The 17120-nt window shown below is 70.8% G+C and carries 17 protein-coding genes; 10 read left to right on the plus strand and 7 right to left on the minus strand.

Annotated features, from left to right (window positions below; genetic code table 11):
• The first annotated feature begins 111 nt into the window (after positions 1 to 111).
• Positions 112 to 804 (plus strand): FadR/GntR family transcriptional regulator, encoded by a 693-nt coding sequence (locus FHR82_RS47505; protein ID WP_184811840.1) that lies wholly within the window; start codon positions 112 to 114, stop codon positions 802 to 804.
• A 155-nt stretch (positions 805 to 959) separates the two neighbouring features.
• Entirely contained in the window at positions 960 to 2207 is a 1248-nt protein-coding gene (locus FHR82_RS19230) for a sigma-70 family RNA polymerase sigma factor (protein WP_311771170.1), read from the plus strand.
• Positions 2208 to 2262: 55 nt separating this feature from the next.
• Here the strand turns inward: FHR82_RS19230 and FHR82_RS19235 are convergent, their stop codons facing one another.
• Positions 2263 to 3504 carry an RNA polymerase sigma factor gene (locus FHR82_RS19235; RefSeq protein ID WP_184812456.1) on the minus strand — a complete coding sequence of 414 codons (1242 nt, stop codon included), beginning with the start codon at positions 3502 to 3504 and terminating at the stop codon, positions 2263 to 2265.
• On the minus strand, positions 3501 to 3887 hold the full coding sequence (locus FHR82_RS19240) for a YciI family protein (RefSeq protein ID WP_184812457.1): 387 nt from the start codon (positions 3885 to 3887) through the stop codon (positions 3501 to 3503). Before FHR82_RS19240 ends, FHR82_RS19235 begins: the two co-directional genes overlap by 4 nt.
• A gap of 233 nt (positions 3888 to 4120) precedes the next feature.
• On the opposite strand from FHR82_RS19240, the gene FHR82_RS19245 reads away from it, so the two are divergent.
• Genes FHR82_RS19245 through FHR82_RS19270 form a run of 6 tightly spaced genes read left to right on the plus strand, consistent with a single transcriptional unit; the run spans position 4121 to position 11020 of the window.
• Entirely contained in the window at positions 4121 to 5791 is a 1671-nt protein-coding gene (locus tag FHR82_RS19245) for a glycosyl hydrolase family 28-related protein (RefSeq protein WP_184811842.1), read from the plus strand.
• Entirely contained in the window at positions 5784 to 6989 is a 1206-nt protein-coding gene (locus FHR82_RS19250; RefSeq protein ID WP_184811843.1) for an ABC transporter substrate-binding protein, read from the plus strand. Before FHR82_RS19245 ends, FHR82_RS19250 begins: the two co-directional genes overlap by 8 nt.
• A 40-nt stretch (positions 6990 to 7029) precedes the next feature.
• On the plus strand, positions 7030 to 8076 hold the full coding sequence (locus FHR82_RS19255; protein ID WP_184811844.1) for an ABC transporter ATP-binding protein: 1047 nt from the start codon (positions 7030 to 7032) through the stop codon (positions 8074 to 8076).
• Positions 8073 to 8966, plus strand: a complete 894-nt coding sequence (locus FHR82_RS19260) for an ABC transporter permease (protein ID WP_184811845.1) — start codon at positions 8073 to 8075, stop codon at positions 8964 to 8966. The genes FHR82_RS19255 and FHR82_RS19260 overlap by 4 nt, the downstream gene beginning before the upstream one ends.
• Positions 8963 to 9940, plus strand: a complete 978-nt coding sequence (locus FHR82_RS19265) for an ABC transporter permease (protein ID WP_184811846.1) — start codon at positions 8963 to 8965, stop codon at positions 9938 to 9940. The genes FHR82_RS19260 and FHR82_RS19265 overlap by 4 nt, the downstream gene beginning before the upstream one ends.
• A gap of 3 nt (positions 9941 to 9943) precedes the next feature.
• Complete coding sequence (locus FHR82_RS19270) at positions 9944 to 11020, plus strand: alpha-amylase family protein (protein ID WP_184811847.1); 1077 nt, start codon at positions 9944 to 9946, stop codon at positions 11018 to 11020.
• A gap of 104 nt (positions 11021 to 11124) precedes the next feature.
• Here the strand turns inward: FHR82_RS19270 and FHR82_RS19275 are convergent, their stop codons facing one another.
• The 5 genes from FHR82_RS19275 to FHR82_RS19295 form a co-directional block, all read right to left on the minus strand.
• Positions 11125 to 11619, minus strand: a complete 495-nt coding sequence (locus FHR82_RS19275; protein ID WP_184811848.1) for a GNAT family N-acetyltransferase — start codon at positions 11617 to 11619, stop codon at positions 11125 to 11127.
• Positions 11601 to 12467 (minus strand): class I SAM-dependent methyltransferase, encoded by an 867-nt coding sequence (locus FHR82_RS19280; RefSeq protein WP_184811849.1) that lies wholly within the window; start codon positions 12465 to 12467, stop codon positions 11601 to 11603. Before FHR82_RS19280 ends, FHR82_RS19275 begins: the two co-directional genes overlap by 19 nt.
• Before the next feature lie 40 nt (positions 12468 to 12507).
• Entirely contained in the window at positions 12508 to 12933 is a 426-nt protein-coding gene (locus tag FHR82_RS19285) for a cyclodeaminase/cyclohydrolase family protein (protein WP_184811850.1), read from the minus strand.
• Entirely contained in the window at positions 12930 to 14627 is a 1698-nt protein-coding gene (locus tag FHR82_RS19290) for a formate--tetrahydrofolate ligase (protein ID WP_184811851.1), read from the minus strand. Before FHR82_RS19290 ends, FHR82_RS19285 begins: the two co-directional genes overlap by 4 nt.
• 74 nt (positions 14628 to 14701) lie before the next feature.
• Positions 14702 to 15343 carry a winged helix-turn-helix transcriptional regulator gene (locus FHR82_RS19295; protein ID WP_184811852.1) on the minus strand — a complete coding sequence of 214 codons (642 nt, stop codon included), beginning with the start codon at positions 15341 to 15343 and terminating at the stop codon, positions 14702 to 14704.
• 92 nt (positions 15344 to 15435) lie between these two features.
• On the opposite strand from FHR82_RS19295, the gene FHR82_RS19300 reads away from it, so the two are divergent.
• A complete protein-coding gene (locus FHR82_RS19300) occupies positions 15436 to 15843 on the plus strand; it encodes a tautomerase family protein (RefSeq protein WP_184811853.1) in 408 nt (135 codons plus the stop codon).
• A gap of 297 nt (positions 15844 to 16140) precedes the next feature.
• A complete protein-coding gene (locus tag FHR82_RS19305; protein ID WP_221464003.1) occupies positions 16141 to 17094 on the plus strand; it encodes a PQQ-dependent sugar dehydrogenase in 954 nt (317 codons plus the stop codon).
• The last annotated feature ends 26 nt before the right edge of the window (positions 17095 to 17120 follow it).

The following is a 17120-nucleotide window of genomic DNA, read 5'->3' on the forward strand; positions in this document are numbered from 1 at the left end:
CGGAAAAAGCCTGACCGAAATGGGAGACATTCTCGCCAATGTCGCTAACATGTGCGGGTGGCAGCAACAGGCGCGGGGACGCCCAGGAGGCCGGTCAGACGCAGCGACAAGGTGTCAGAGGCGATCGCACGAGATATCGTCCGCCGAATCGGCGCCGAAGAGCTCGCCCCGGGAACGCAGCTGCCACCGGAAGCCAAGATGCTTGAGGAGTACCGCGTGGGTCGCGGCTCCCTGCGTGAGGCGCTGCGCATTCTGGAGGTGCACGGGCTGATCTCGATCAAGCCCGGCCCGCGCGGTGGCCCCACCGTCGACCAGGTCCACACCGAGAACTTCGGCCGCATGGCCACCCTGTACTTCCAGATGGACGGGGTGACCTTCGCGGATCTCATCGAAGCGCTGATCATCATGGAGCCCACGCTCGCCGCGCTCGCGGCGCAGCGGCACGACCCCCAGCTCGTCGTCGAGATGACCCGGTTCACCCGGCCGGCCCGCACCGACGACGAGGAGTACGCCCGTGACGCGGCCGACTTCCACCGGCTCGTCGCGGCCATGTCCGGTAACCCGGTCATGAGCCTGTTCGGGCAGTCGCTCAACGACATTGTGCGGGACCGGGTTTCCCCGCCGCTGTTTCCGAAGTCGCGACGACCCGCCGTCTTGAATGTCCACTGTGACATCGCGCGCGCGATCATCGACGGCGACGCGGACCGCGCCGAGGAACTGATGCGGGAGCACATGGCTGAATATGCGGCATATGTGCGGAGGCGGCATCCTGGACTCATGAAGGAGGTCGTGGACTGGCGCTGACTGGCCCTGGCTGGCCCCTGGCCGGCCCTGACCGGGCCTTGCGCCGGGCTCTGACTGAGCCATGACTGACGCTGGACGTGCTGACCGGAGCGCGCGGGTCCGGGTTGACGACGTTGTCGTTGACTGCGTGGTTCACAACGGATTAGGTAGGTTTGGTGACAGGGGACCGGAGGTCCGACGCGGAGCTCATCGCGGCTGTACGGCGCGGTGACTCCGAGGCGTACGGTGAGCTCTACGAGCGGCACCTGCACGCGGCGAAACGAGCCGCGTCGTGCCTGTCGAAGACGGCCGCGGAGCGGGAAGACCTGGTCGCGGACGCTTTCACCCGGGTGCTCCGGGTGCTGCGTGACGGCGGCGGCCCCACCGAGGAGTTCCGCGCCTACCTTCTCGTCACGCTGCGCAACGCCGCCATCAGCGGGGCGCGCGGCGCGACCGTGTCGTTGTACGCCGACGTGCCGGAGGTCTACCTCCCCCAGCCGGGTGGTGATCCGGTGCTGCACCAGTGGGACGCGAACGCCGCCGCGAGCGCGTTCGCGAGCCTGCCGGAGCGGTGGCGGACCGTGCTGTGGCACACCGAGGTCGAGGACGAGTCACCGGCCGAGATCGCGCCGCTCCTGGGACTGCGGCCCAACGGTGTCGCGGCGCTCGCGTACCGGGCGCGGGAAGGGCTGCGGCAGGCGTACCTGCGTGCGCACCTGACCGAGGTCGAGGGCCGCGAATGCCAGGCGACCGTCTCGAAGCTCGCCGGGTGGGTGCGCAGCAGCGTGCCGGACCCGCTCAGCCGCAAGATCAGCAAGCACCTCGCGCGGTGCGCCGAGTGCCGTGTCCGCGCCGACACCCTCGCCAAGGCCAACGCCGAGCTGCGCTCGTCGGTGGCGCCGCTGCTGCTCGGCGCGTCGCTGGCCGCCGGCTACCTGCCCGCGGCCGCGCCGGTGACGGTCGCGAAGACGCTGGTCGCGAAGGCCGCCGCGATCGTCGTCATCGCCGCGACGGCCGTGACCACGGTGGCGTCGTCGCCGCGCGTCGCCGCGTGCGACCCGCTGGCCCAGGTGCCCGCGCTGGCCGACCCGACGTCGGCCACCGAGACGATCATCCATGGCCCGGTCTCGTTCGCGCGGCCGACGGCGGGCGCGCCGTCCACAGGGGAACCCGCGGTCGACGGCGGTGGTGGCGCGATGCCGGCCGGCACGGAGGTCCCCGCCACGTCCGTTCCTGCCACGTCTGTCCCCTCGGCGGTCCCATCCCCGCCGCGTGCCTCCGTGGCCGAGGAGCGGATCGCCGCCAAGGAGGAGCGCAAGGCCGAGAAGGAAGCGGCCAAGTCGGCCCGCAAGGAGGCCAAGGAGCAGGCGAAGGCCGAGAAGAAGGCGGAGAAGGACGCCGAGAAGGACGACAAGGGCAAGTGACCCCGGGTCGGCGGTAGGCACCGCTCAGGGGTGCCGAACGCGAGACCCGTGGGGGTCAGCGCTCCGGCAGTCCCGCCGCCTTCCTGGTCAGGTACTCCCGTTCCGGGCGGCTCGACGTCGCCTTGGCCGCCCGCAGGTAGTGCTCGCGGGCCGCGGGCAGGTCACCCGACGCTTCCAGGAGGTGGGCGCGCAGGCCGTCCACGCGGTAGTGGCCTGCCAGGCGCGGGTCGGCGGCCGCCCGGTCGAGCGTGGCCATGGCCGCGGCCGGGCCGTGGACCTTCAGTTCGGCCACCGCCTGGTTGAGGGTGGTCATCGGGTTGTCCGCGATGCCGGCCAGCAGCCGGTACAGGCCGAGGATCTGCGGCCAGTCCGTCTCCGCGTCGCTGTCGGCCTCGTCGTGGACCGCCGCGATCGCGGCCTGCAGCTGGTAGGGGCCGAACCGGTCCGTCGACGTCAGCGCCTTCGACACCAGTGCCACGCCCTCCGCGATCGCGTCGCGGTCCCAGCGCGACCGGTCCTGCTCCGCCATCGGCACCAGGTCGCCCGCCGGGCCGGTCCGCGCCGCCCGCCGGGCGTCGGTCAGCAGCATCAGTGCCAACAGGCCCGTGACCTCGTGGTCGTCCGGCAGCATCCGGTGCAGCAGCCGCGTCAGCCGGATCGCCTCCGTCGTCAGCTCGACCCGCTGCAGCGACTCACCCGCCGTCGACGCGTAGCCCTCGTTGAAGATCAGGTACAGCACGTGCAGCACCGCGGCCAGCCGCTCGGGCAACTCCGGCGGCGCGGGCAGCCGGAAAGCCGAGCCCTTGATCTTCTGCTTCGCCCTCGTCACCCGTTTCGCCATGGTGGCCTCGGGCACCAGGAACGCGGTCGCGATCTCCGCCGTCGTGAGACCGCCGACCGCCCGCAGTGTCAGCGGGATCTGCGCCGACGCGGCCAGGTCCGGGTGGCAGCACAGGAACAGCAGCATGAGCGTGTCGTCCGCGTCGGCGGGTGGCGCGTCGGCCGCGGGGGACAGGAACCGGTCGCGCGGGATGTGCGTGCCCTCCGTGTCCTCCCGCCGCCGCCGCGCGATCTCGCTGCGCAGGTGGTCGGTCATCCGCCGGTGCGCGACCCGGATCAGCCACCCGGGCGGGTTGTCCGGCCTGCCGTCCCGAGGCCACTGCAGTGCGGCGTCGATCAGCGCCTCCTGCACCGCGTCCTCCGCGGCACCGAAGTCGCCGAACCGGCGCACGAGCGCCCCGAGGACCTGCGGCGCCAGCTCGCGCAGCAGGTCCTCGAGCGGGGCCGGGGTGCTCAGAACGGCTCCGGTCCGGACGGGATGGGCCGGACCTCGACGGTGTCGCCGACCGCGTCGACCACTCGTGCGGCGATCTCCATGACCCGTTCGTGTGACGCGCAGTCCAGGATCGCGTAGCTCACCAGCACCTCCTTGACCTCGGCGTACGGCCCGTCCGTGGTCACCACGCCGTCGGCGCTCTTGCGGATGGTCTTGGTGTGCGACGGGTCCGCGAGGCCCTCGGTCGCCACGAACTCGCCGGTCGCCGTCAGCTCCTTGTTCAGCTGCTCGTAGAAGTCGCAGGCCTCCTGGACCTCCTTGGGCATGGGCGCGTTCGGGTCCCAGTTCGCCATCGCCTCTCCCCAGGCCTCGGCGTTCGTGTAGGCCAGCATGATGTACTTCATGGTCACTCCTCCGTTCGGGGCTTACGGCGATACGTCGTAGCCGCCGGACCGCGCGGGACATCCTCCTCCAGAATCTTCCCGGCGGGATCCCCCGCGCCGGAGGCCGTGCGCGGCGGGCCGCGGTCGCGGCGGGTGGCGCACGCCCGCCGCACACCGGGTGGAACGAAACTTTCGGGAGCGCTCACACCAGGAAAGCCTTTTCCTCGGGAAAGACTGCCGCTACGCTCCGAAGCATGGATCGGCGCGACTTCCTGCGGTCTGCCGGAACCACGGCGGCAAGCGGTTACCTGCTGGCCGCGACTGCCGGCGTCGCCGCCGCGAGTGATCGTCCACAGTGGAACAGACGTTGGCGTTCCTACCTGTCGAACCCGGATTCCCACCCGCTGATCCCCAACGTCTCCCACGCGGGCTACCGGCGTGGCGAGTTGCCGCTGCCCAGGCTGGGCGTCCGGGTGAGCGTGACCGCGTTCGGCGCGGTCGGCGACGGCGTGACCGACTGCACGGCCGCGTTCACCGAGGCCGTCGAGCGGGTCGGCGCCACAGGTGGCGGCACCGTGTACGTCCCGCCCGGCACCTACCTGCTGACCGGCATCGTGTGGGTCCACCACAGCCGGGTCGCGATCCGCGGTGCTGGCCGCCACCGCACGCGCCTGTTCTTCGACCGTTCCCTGACCGAGTGCTACCGCCCCGGGTCGCGCAACGAGTGGTCGTGGTCCGGTGGTCTCGTCTGGTTCATCCCGCGCGAGCTGCGGGGCGCGCTGGAGGAGAGTGGCTTCACCGGCAACGAGGGCTGGCTCGCCAACCGGGACCTGTCCACCGTCACCGCCGACGTGCCACGCGGTCGCCGCCGGATCCCGGTCTCCGACCCGTCCGCGTTCCAGACCGGCCGCCACGTCCTGCTGCTGGCCGACAACACGACCGACAACTCACTGCTCGCCCACCTCGCGGGCGACGTCCCGGGCACCGCCACCTACGCGTGGGCGACCGCGGCCAAGCGCCTTCGCCCGGAGCTGACCGACTGGCCGCTCGCGGTCAACTTCGCGCGGTACCGGTTCCCGGTGCAGGTGCACCGGGTCGAGAAGGACGCGGTCGTGCTCGCGCAGCCGCTGAAGATCGACCTGCGGGCGGGCTGGTCGCCCCGGTTCGCCACGCTCGGTCCGGCGATCACCGAGTCGGGCATCGAGGACCTCACGATCGAGATGCGCCAGGTCCCGCAGACCGCCCACCACCTCGACCCCGGCTTCAACGGCCCGCACTTCCAGGCCGCCATGAACTGCTGGGTGCGCGACGTCGACCTGTGGCACGCCGACAACGGCTTCGGCTCCACGACCACCAAGGGCGTCACGATGACCGGCGTCCGGGTCGGTGGCCGCGCCCGGCACCACACGTTCATCTGCCGCGTCCAGACCCACGACCTGCTGGTCGACCACTTCGAGATCCCGGCCGCCACCACCCCGCTCGCGCCGGGCGCCGCGCACCACGGCATCAACACCGAGGGGTTCTCGTCGGGCAACGTGTGGTCGAACGGTGTCATGGAGGGCACGTTCGACTCGCACCGCGCGCTGCCGTTCGAGAGCGTGCGCACCGCGATCACGGTGACCAACAACGGCATCACCGGTGGCGCGGGTGACGCGGGACCCCGCTGGGGCGCGCGGTTCTGCCACTGGAACGTCGACGTGCTCGGCGGCCGCGCACACGGGGTGCGGCTGGAGGAGCACGCCCCGTACAGCGCGGCGGTCGGCGTGCGCGGGACCACCGGCCCGACGGATCATCCGAAGGACTTCACCGGCGAGCTGTCGTCGGTCGTCGACGCGCTCGACGAGGCGGTCCTGCCTGCGAACCTGTACGAAGCCCAGCTGCGCCACCGGTTGCGCGGCACGACCCAGGAGCGTGGCGATGCGTAGGACAACGAAGTCGACACTCGCGATCACGGCGGTACTGGTGGCCGCACTGGCGTGCGGCGCACCGGAGACGACGGCGCCCGCGAACCCGCCGAGCAGCGTTCCCGACACGCCGTCGGCGCCGGTCGAGCTGAACATCCTCGACGTGGCCGGCAACCTGCAGCTCACGCAGGGCATGATCGACGAGTTCGCCGCTGAGCACCCGGACATCGTCAGCAAGGTCAACTACACCAAGGCGACCGCGCCGGAGATGCCCGGCAAGCTGCAGGCCGAGCAACGCGGCGGATCGTCGCAGACCCACCTCGTGCTCACCGGCACCGACGGTCTCGCGTCGGTGATCGAGCAGGAGCTGGTGCTGAAGCTGTTGCCGGACTTCGAGGCCCGGTTCCCGAACCTGACCGGGAACTACCTGCCCGCGGCCGCGGACATGCAGGAACTGGCACAGGGACAGGGGATCACGGTCACGTTCTACCCGTCCGGCCCGCTGTTCGAGTACGACCCGAACGTGGTGAAGGACCCGCCGAAGACCACCGACGACCTGCTCGCGTGGGCGAAGGCCAACCCCGGAAAGTTCCAGTACGCGCAGCCCGCGAACTCCGGTCCCGGCCGGACGTTCCTCATGGGACTGCCGTACCTGCTGGGTGACGAGGACCCCAAGGACCCGGTGAACGGCTGGGACAAGACGTGGGAGTACCTGGCCGAGCTGGGCAAGTACGTCGACTACTACCCGACCGGCACCACCGACACCATGAAGAACCTGGCCAACGGCACGGTCAACATGGTCGCCACCACCACCGGCTGGGACATCAACCCGCGCGTGCTCGGCACGGTGCCCGCGCACATGGAGACGACCACGCTCGACGGCTTCCACTGGGTGACGGACGCGCACTACGCCGTCGTGCCGCGCGGGGTGTCGGAGGACGTGCTGTCGGCGAACCTCGCGCTGATCGAGTGGATGCTGCAGCCGGAACAGCAGGCGAAGGCGTACGACAAGGGCTACTTCTACCCGGGCCCCGCGGTCAAGGACGTGACGCTGGACATGGCGCCGCAGGAGTCGCAGGACGCGATCGAGAAGTTCGGGCGGCCCGAGTACGACCAGCTGATCGAGCACAACCCGCAGGAGACGTCGCTCCCGGCGGAGCAGCAGGTGGCCGCGTTCCAGCGCTGGGACCGGGAGATCGGCTCGGGGAAGACCAAGTGAGCGGAGCGAGCGGAGCGAGCGGAGTGAGCGGAGCGAACAGTTGAACACAGCCTTTGCTGAACTCCACATCGATCACGTCAGCCGTGCGTTCGGTGAGCACATCGCCTTGCGGGAACTCGATCTCACCATCAAGGGCGGCGAGTTCGTCGCGCTGCTGGGGCCCTCCGGGTGCGGGAAGTCGACCGCGCTCAACTGCCTCGCCGGGCTGCTGCCGTTGACCGGCGGGCAGATCCTCATGGACGGCAAGCGGGTCGACACGCTGCCGCCCGAGAAGCGCGGCTTCGGCATGGTGTTCCAGAACTACGCGCTGTTCCCGCACATGTCGGTGCGGCGCAACGTCGCGTTCGGACTGTCCATGCGCAAGGTCGCCCGCACCGAGCGGGAACGCAGGGTCGACGAGGCGCTGCGGCTCGTGCAGCTCACCGACCACGCGGCGAAGTTCCCCGCACAGCTGTCCGGCGGGCAGCAGCAGCGGGTCGCGATCGCGCGGGCCATCGTGCTGGAGCCGCGGCTCGTGCTGATGGACGAGCCACTGTCCAACCTGGACGCCGCGCTGCGGCTGGAGATGCGCTCGGAGATCCGGCGCCTGCACCAGACGCTCGGCCTCACCACCGTGTACGTGACGCACGACCAGGAGGAGGCGCTCGCGCTCGCCGACCGGCTGGTCGTGCTGCGGGACGGCCTCGTCCAGCAGATCGGGTCACCAGAGGAGGTGTACGCGCACCCGGCGAACCGGTACGTGGCCGGTTTCATGGGCTACCGCAACCTGCTGCCGGTCGCGATGTCCACATCGGACACGGTGACGGGCGAGGGGTTCACGCTGTCCGGGGTCAACCGCGACGGGCTCACCGAGGGCGCGGCGGTCGCCGCGTTCCGGCCGACGGACGTGACGGTCGCCGACACCGAGGGCGAGAACACCGTGCGCGCCGCGGTGGAGATCGTCGAGTACCACGGCCGCGAGCAGGCGGTCGAGGCCCGGCTGCCCGGCGGCGAGGCACTGCACGTGCGGACCGAGAGCCGCCTCGCACCCGGCGACGAGGTGCTGTTCCACGTGCCGCGCGAGCGGGTCCTGGTGTTCGCGCCATGACCGTGACCGCGCCGGAGCGGCCGAGCCTCAAGCACCGCCTGGCCGAACGCGGGGTCGACCGGACCCTGCTGCTGCTCGTGCCCGGCGTGCTGTTCGTGGTGCTCCTGTTCGCCTACCCGGTCCTGTATGGACTCCAGCTGTCGTTCCAGCCGGCCGAGGGCGGCAGCCCGTTCGCCAACTACAGCACGTTCTTCTCCGACCCGTACCTCGCGGACACGATCTGGACCACGCTGCGGCTCGCGATCCCGGCGGCGCTGATCAACGTGCTGGCGTCGATCCCGATCGCGTACCGGCTGCGGGGCAGGTTCCGCGGCAAGCGGTTCCTCACCACGATCCTCGTCGTCCCGATCACTCTCGGCACCGTCCTCACCGCCGAGGGGCTGAAGCAGTACCTGAGCCCGGTCGGCTGGTTCAACCGGATCCTGATGGCGCTCGGCATGGACGAGCCGATGCGGCTCGTGCCGAGCTGGACCGCGGTGCTGTTCTCGCTGATCATCACCGGGTTCCCGTTCGCGTTCCTGCTGACGCTGTCCTACCTGTCCGGCATCGACCCGACGCTGGAGCAGGCCGCGGCGACGCTGGGCGCGGACTGGCGGCGCCGCTTCCGGTACATCACGCTGCCGCTGCTCGCGCCAGGCCTCGCGATCACGTTCTGCCTGACGTTCGTGCTCGCGTTCTCCGTGTTCCCGTCGGCCTACCTGGTCGGGCTGCCGCAGGGGGAGACGCGGGTGATGTCGATCGCCGCGTACGAGGCCGCGTTCCGGGACGGCGACTACCCGATGGGCTCCACCATCGCGGTGATCATGGCGGTGGTGATGCTGGTGGTCATCGCGCTGGTGCTCGCCTGGCGGTCCCGGCTCTACCGCGGCGCGACGGGAGGCAAGGGATGAGGCTTGGTGGTCGCCGCCGGAAGTCCTCCGGGGTCTCGACGGCCCAGCTCCCCGCTGGGCGCACGGCCGAAAGGCCCGAGTACGACCCGGTACGAGGACCTTCCGGCCGCACGCCCAGCGAGAACCTGGATCCGCCGATACCCGCGAAGGATTTCCGGCGGCGACCACTCACCGTCGGCGGGTGGCTGGTGTGGGGCGCGGTCGCGTTCTTCCTCGTCAACCTGGTGGGGCTGGTCGCCTCGGTGGTGGTGAACTCGTTCGCCGTCACCTGGTTCGACACGTGGTGGCCGAGTGGGCTGACCGCGCAGTACTACAGCATGGCGTGGCAGGAGATGGCCCTGCTGGACGTGCTCGTGGTGACGCTGCAGGTGTCGGCGGCGGTGGTCGTGCTGTCGGTGCTCATCGGGGTGCCGACCGCGTACGCGCTGGCACGCAGGACGTTCTTCGGGAAGCGGCTGATCACCGTGCTGTTCCTGCTGCCGATCCTGTTGCCGCCCATGACCTACGGGATCCCGCTCGCGACCGTGCTGTACAAGTTCGACCTCGCGGGCAGCATGACCGGCGTGATCATCGCGAACCTGGTGCCGTCGGTGCCGTTCGTGGTGCTCACGATGACCCCGTTCATCGAGCAGATCGACCCGAAGATCGAGGCCGCCGCCCGCATGTGCGGGGCGAACACGGCCGCGGTGTTCGGCCGGGTGCTCGCGCCGCTCCTGGTACCGGGCATCCTCGCGGCGTCGATCCTCGTGCTGGTCCGGACGGTCGGCATGTTCGAGCTGACGTTCCTCACCGCGGGCCCCGGCAGCCAGACGCTCGTGGTGTCGTTGTACGAGGCCATGTTCTCGGCGGGCATCCGCGCGCAACAGGCGGTGGACGCCATGGCAGTGATCTACACCGGATCCATGCTCGTGCTCCTGGTGATCGCGCTACGGTTCGTGAACCCGACGCAGCTCGTCACCAGGCTGAAGGAGTGAGGCATGCGGCTGACCGGCCACGCGTATCCGTGGGACGTACTGGGGGACCCGGGTTTCGCGGGCCGTGCCGATGGCATGGCGACCGTGGCGCTGGCGGCCGCGTACCACTCGGTCCGCGCCGCGACGCCGCAGCACCCCAAGCACCAGCTGGTGACCGCGTCCTACGCCGCGCTGTACCGGCCGGTGCGCCCTTCGGTCTGGCAGGGCCGCCGCCTCCGGCCGCTCGAACCGGCGTGGATGTCCACACCGGACTCGTGGGGTCTCGCGGCCGACCGGTTGCGCGCCGCGGGGCTGCGGGTGTCGGCGTGGGTGGTGCTGACGCACAACTCCAGGCTCGGTACCGAGTTCCCGGACGTGGCGGTGGTCAACTGCTTCGGTGACCGGTACCCGTACGCGCTGTGCCCGTCCCACGAGGAGGTCCGCGCGTACGCGGCCACGCTGGCGGTGGAGGCGGCCGCGGAGGCCGACGAGGTGTCGCTCGAGGCGTGTGGCCAGCTCGGCCTGACGCACGGTTCCCACCACGAGAAGACCGAGAACGCCTGGACGACGACCGCCCAGCGGTGGCTGTCGGTGTGCTGCTGCACGGAGTGCCAGAAGGCGTGGTCCGACCGCGGCCTGGACCCGGTGTGGGTGCTCTCGACACTGCGGGAGGCCGTGCGCACGTCGTCGGAGGTGCCCTTCGCCGACGAACTGCTGGCCACCCGCCACGCGGCGACCGACCTGCTGCGCGCGGAGGTCCTGGCTGGCCTGGACGTGCCGGTGGTCCTGCACGCCCACCCGGACCCGTGGATGACGGGCGCGTCCCCTGGCCTGACCCCGTCCACCGGCCCCGATGTCTCCGCGCTGGTCGTCCCGGCGTGGCCGGTGGACAGCGCGCCGGTGGTGGCGGCGGCGGTCGAGCGGGGGCGGCCAGTGGATGCCTACGTGACGGTCCTGCAGTCCGAGGACGGTCTCGTCGACCACGCCCGCGCCGTGGCGGCGGCGGGCGCGACCGGGCTCGCCTTCTACCACCTGGGGCTGGCTCCGTCCTGGCGCCTGCCCACGATCACCGCGATGGCGAAGGCGGCTCAGCGGGCCTGATGGCTGGATTGCCGTACGTCGTTCTGGCAGGCAGCCTTGGGTGTGGTGTGGGGCTTGCACCCCCCGTGCGCGCCTTTCGCGCCTTCGGGTTCTGGTGGTGTCCTTTAGCCAATCCAGTAGCGGCGGTTGTGGCCGTCGCTGCTCTCCAGTACGCCGCCGCAGTGCTCGATCACCTTCTGCGACGCGGTGTTCGTCTCGTCGCACGTGAGCAGCGCGCGGGTAACACCGCGTGCGCGGGCCACCGGCAGGCTCTGTCGCAGGATCTCCTTCGCGTGGCCGCGGCCGCGGCGGGCGGGGAGGACGCAGTAGCCGATGTGCCCGCCGAGCACCGCGAGGGTGGCGTTCAACTCGTGGCGGATCGACGTGCGGCCGACGATGACGCCGCCGGCCTCGGCGACCAGGAACGTCGCCGGGACGAAGCCGTCGAGCCGCGCACCGGCCTCGACCTCCGCGAGCCTGCGCAGGTAGCCCGGCCAGTCCAGCCCGTCGAGGCCCAGGCCGAACACGATACCCTCGCGGGCCATCACCTCGTGCGCCGCGCGGAACTCCGCTTCGTCGCCAGGGCCGGGTGGGCGGAGTGTCAGAGCTGGAAGTGCCATACGACCATCACCGGGATGCCCGCGTCGGCGGCGGCCGTCGCCTCCGGTACCAGTGCGGCCAGCGACCACGGCCACACGTCCCACGGGCCGGGGTCGGTGGCGCGCTCACCGGAAGGCGGCGCCAGCACCGGTTCCACGCACCGCCGCACCTGGAAACCCGCCGCCAGTGCGGCGCGCACGTAGTCGCCGATCAGGTGCCGGTGCGCCGGCGCGCGGACCGGGCGTCCCTCGGCGTCCCGCAGTGACGGCACGGCGCCACGCAGCACCCGTTCCGGGTGCATGTCCGCGATCACCACGTGCCCGCCCGGCCGCAGGACGCGGGCGAACTCCGCCAGCACGGGGTCCAGCGACGGCACGTGCGTCAGCGCCAGTCCGCACGTCACGAGGTCCACGCCGGCGTCCGCGACCGGCAGCGCGGTCACGTCGCCGACCCGGAAGTCGTTGGCAGGCAGGCGTTTGCGTGCGCGGTCGAGCATGTCGGGCGACTTGTCGACACCGATGACCTGGTGCCCGCGCGCGGTGAGCAGTGCGGAGTACCGGCCGGTGCCGCACGCGGCGTCCACGGCCGGGCCGGGCGGCAGGTCCGCCAGGATCTCCGCGAGCACCGGTTCGTCCACGTCGAACGCCGAGTTCGGGCCGTCGTACGTCGGCGCCCACCGCCCGTATCCGTCCACTGTGGAGACCGGGGTGGTGGTGACGCCCTCGGTCAGCGCCGGGTCGTCGAGCAGCGTGCGGATCTCCCTGATCCGCGCCTCGACGAACTCCCGGTCGTGTTCACCGCCGAAGGCCCGCAGCAGCGCGAGGCCCTCCATCCCGAGCACGTACGACAGCGGCTGTTCATACCCCATCCGGCGAGGCTAGCCAGCCCGGCGCGGCGCGGGCGACCGATTAACCGCCGGTGTTGATGTCCACCAGCACGGTCGCCGCGGTCGCCGACGCCTCGGCCAGCACCTCGGCCACGCGGGCGTCGCCGGTCAGGTTCGGGTTGCCGCGCGCGACGAGGTCCCTGGCCAGCTCCGCCACCCGCGACGCCGCCGCGGCGATGTCCTTCGGCACCTCGGTTGCCTTGCGCAGCGCGGCTTTCCGCGCCGCGCCCTTCGCCGCGAGGTACTCCGTGTACGCGGCCGCGTCGGCCTCGGCGAGCCGCAGCAGGTCGGCACGCAGCCCGTCGGCGGTCGTCGCCACGGGTTCGTCGTCGCTGAAGCGGGCCGCCATCGCCACCAGTGCGGCGGCGGCGGCCGCGGTCGTCGCCGCCACCGCCCCGCCGCCCGGTGCCGCCGTGCGGGCCGCGACCGCGTCCAGGAAGGACTTCACGACAGACCGACGATGTCGCCGTTGTCGTCGAAGTCGATCCGCGTCGCCGCGGGCGAGGAGCCGAGCCCCGGCATGGTCCGCATGTCGCCCGCGATCGGGTAGACGAACCCGGCGCCGACCGACGCGCGCACCTCGCGGACCGGCAGCGTCCAGCCGGTCGGCGCGCCGAGCAGCTTCGGGTCCGACGAGATCGACAGGTGGGTCTTCGCCATGCACACGGGCAGCTCGCCAAAACCGTTGCGCTCGAAGCGGTCCAGCTGCCTGCGCGCGGTGGGGGAGTAGCTGACGCCGTCCGCGCCGTACACCTTCGTCGCGATGGTCTCGATCTTCTCCCGCAGCGGCGCCGACGACGGGTACAGCAGCCGGAACTCGCTCGGCTCCTCCGCCGCCTCGGCGACCACCTCGGCCAGCTCGACCGCGCCTGCGCCGCCCTCGGAGAAGTGGGTGGACACCGCGACGCGGGCACCCATCTCCTCGGCGATCTCCCGGATCACGGCGTGCTCGGAGTCGAAGTCGCCGGGGAACGCGTTGATCGCGACGACCGGTGACACGCCGTGCATGCGGATGTTCTCGATCTGCTTGCGCAGGTTCGCCGCGCCCGCGTGCACGTCGTCGGGGTTCTCCTTGAGCAGGTCCGCCGGCAGCGGCCGGCCCGCGACGATCTTGAACTTGCCGGAGTGCGCCTTGAGCGCGCGCACGGTCGCGACCAGCACGGCCGCGTCCGGTGCCTCGCCGGAGACGCGGCACTTGATGTTGAAGAACCGCTCCGCGCCCATGTCGGCGCCGAACCCGGCCTCGGTGATCAGGTAGTCGCCGGTGCGCAGCCCGATCAGGTCGGCGACCACGGACGAGTTGCCGGTCGCGATGTTCCCGAAAGGTCCACAGTGGACCAGCACGGGCGTGTTCTCCAGGGTCTGCATGATGTTCGGCTTGATCGCCTCGCGCAGCAGCACGGTCATCGCGCCCGCGGTCTCCAACTGCTCAGCGGTCACCGGTTCGCCGTCCACCGTGTACCCGACGACGATCCGCCCGAGCCGCTCCCTGAGGTCCTCCAGCCCGGTGGTGAGTGCGAGTGCCGCCATCACCTCGGACGCGGCGGTGATGTCGAACCCGGTCTGCCGGGTCACCCCGTCGGCCTTCGCACCGAGCCCGATCACGATGTTGCGCAGCGCCCGGTCGTTCATGTCGAGCACCCGCCGCCAGGAGATCTCCCGCGGATCGAGGTTCAGCGCGTTCCCCTGGTGGAGGTGGTTGTCGACCATCGCGGCGAGCAGGTTGTGCGCGGCCGTGACGGCGTGCATGTCGCCGGTGAGGTGCAGGTTCAGCAGCTCCATCGGCACGACCTGGCTGTACCCGCCGCCCGCCGCGCCGCCCTTGATGCCCAGCGTGGGCCCCATGGACGGCTGCCGCACAGCGACGGTCGCCTGCTTCCCGACGTGCTTGAACCCCTGGCCCAGCCCGACCGTGGTGGTGGTCTTGCCCTCACCCAGCGGCGTCGGCGTGATGGCGCTCACGAGCACGTACTTGGCCCTCGGCGCCCCCTTCAGCTCGTCGATCGCCTCGAGCCCGACCTTCATCACGTCCCGCCCGTAGGGCTCCAGCAGACGCGGCGGCAACCCCATGTCAGCGGCGATGTCGTCGATGGGCTTGAGCTTCGCGCCTCGCGCGATCTCCAGGTCGGACGGGAAGGCCATGGACACTCCTCGGGGTCACCGGTGGTCTGTGCTGCCTCCAGTCAACCAGCGAGCGCGGCGACGTGCCGCGAGGGTCAGAACCTGGTCGACGCGAACAGCAGGCGGGCGGCCGTGTCGTCGCCGGTGACGGTGAGCCAGCCGCTGTCGATGGCGGTGGTGAACGCCTCGTCGTCGCCGATGACGTCGTCCAATGTGTCGGAGTCGGTGTCGATGACCGCGTCCGGGCGGCCGTGCGGCTCACCCCGGCTCACGTCGGCCAGCGTGCCGTCGGCGACCCGCACGGTGAAGCGGTGGCGGCCGAGGCGTACCTCGTAGGTCGCGGTCCACGACTGCTCCGGCTGGAAGAAGCTGCGCAGCTTGAGCATGGCCGAGTCCGGGCCGACGTGGTCGCCGGACGGCTCCGGCGCATCCGCGCCCCACCGGCCCAGCGCGACGATGACCCCTTCCAGACAGGCGCCCCACTCGGTCAGCTCGTACACCTGGGAGCTCGCGGGCGGTGCCAGCGTGCGGCGGCGCAGGATGCCAGCGCCCTCCAGTTCGCGCAGCCGCTGGGCCAGGATCTTCGGGCCCGCGCCGGGCAGGCCGTCCTGCAGGTCGGTGAACCTCTTGGGGCCGAGCAGCAGTTCGCGGACGACCAGCATCGCCCAGCGCTCGCCCACGAGATCGAGCGCGGTCGCGATCGCGCAGCCGTCGTGGTACCGGCGGTTCGTCGCCATGCTTCCCATCTTACATGCGCGTACTTGCCCTTGACGCACCATCTTCTATCAGTTAGGAATGAACTACTTCCCAAAAGAAAGCAGGAGGAGCGATGCCCCAGTTCTTCATCGAGGCGCCGGAAGGTGTCCAGCCGCAGGCCAAGCAGAAGATGATGCGTGCGATCACCGACGCGATCGACGAGGCGTACCCCATTCCCGACGTACGGGTCTGGCTGCGCGAGTACTCACCGGACAACGTCTCGGTGGACGGCCGGACCGGCGCCGAGCCGATCAAGCCGGTGTGCTTCCTCGAGGCACCCGAGCTGACCAGCCTGGAAGCCAAGGGTGCACTGGTCACGAAGATCCTCGCCGCGGTCGACGAGGCCTACCGCGAGCTCGCGAACACCGAGGAGACGCTGATCCTGATGAACCACTACCCGCTGGAGAACGCGGCGTGGGCGGGCCGGCTCGGGTCCGAGATGCCGGAGGTGGTCGCGGCCATCGAGGCGCTGAACGCGTAACAGCACACGTGGGCGATGCCCTGAAAGGCGCTTTCGGGCACTGAACGCCCTGAAAGCGCCTTTCAGAACACCACCAGAAAGAATGTGGTCACGGCACAAGATGATTTTGGTCTAGACCTTCATCTTTTGGTTGTCCGTCGATACTGTTAGCGGAGAGTGACCGTTTCGCAACGTTGCGAGAGGAGTGTCATGCGTTTCCGCGTACTCGCCGTGACGACCGCCCTTGCGGCCGGTGTCGTCACCGGTGGAGTTGCCCAGGCGGGGGGATCCGTGGGCGTACCAGACGAACCAGTCGTCGTGACCGAGGGGCTGACCGTCCCGTGGGCGGTGTCGTGGCTGCCCGACGGCCAGTCCGCGCTGGTGACCCAGCGCAATGACTTCCGCGTGTACCTGGTGACGAGATCGGGCGAGAAGACCGACGTCGGCACGGTGCCGGAAAGTGAGGGTACCGGCGGTGAAGGTGGCCTGATGGGCGTCGCCGTCTCACCCGGTTGGGAGACCGACCAGTCCGTGTACTTCATGCACACGTCGTCCGACGGCAACCGCGTCGCGCGCATGACCTTCGACGGCACCGCGCTGTCGGACTACACCCCGGTCGTGCGCGGCATCCAGAAGAACCGCTACCACAACGGCGGCCGCCTGGCGTTCGGCCCGGACGGCTACCTGTACGCGACCGCGGGCGACGCCCAGCACACCGAGCTGTCGCAGGACCCGTCGTCCCTGAACGGCAAGATCCTGCGCTTCACGACCGACGGCGAACCGGCGCCGGGCAACCCGTTCGGCACGCTCGTGTACAGCCTCGGCCACCGCAACCCGCAGGGTCTCGCGTGGGACGCCGAGGGCCGCCTGTGGTCGGCGGAGCTCGGCCAGAACACGTACGACGAGCTGAACCTGATCGAACCGGGCGGCAACTACGGCTGGCCGGTGTGCGAGGGCGTCTGCGACGACCCCGAGTACACGAACCCGAAGGCGACGTGGACGACCGCGGAGGCCTCCCCGAGTGGCCTGGCGATCGTCGGCGACACGGCGTTCATGGGCGCACTGCGCGGACAACGCCTGTGGCGCATCGAACTGAACGGCACGGAAGCAGGCGAGATCACCTCGCACTTCCAGGGCACGTACGGCCGCTTCCGCGCGGTGGTCCCGGTCCCCGGTGCGAACGAGATCTGGCTGACGACGTCGAACGCCGACGCGAACGGCGGCCGGCCCCCCGGCGCCGACCGCATCCTGTCCTCGACGATCACCGGCTGACCGCGCAGGGCCCGTCGCGTGGACGC

It is taken from the genome of Actinophytocola algeriensis, assembly GCF_014203735.1.
Lineage (GTDB): Bacteria > Actinomycetota > Actinomycetes > Mycobacteriales > Pseudonocardiaceae > Actinophytocola > Actinophytocola algeriensis.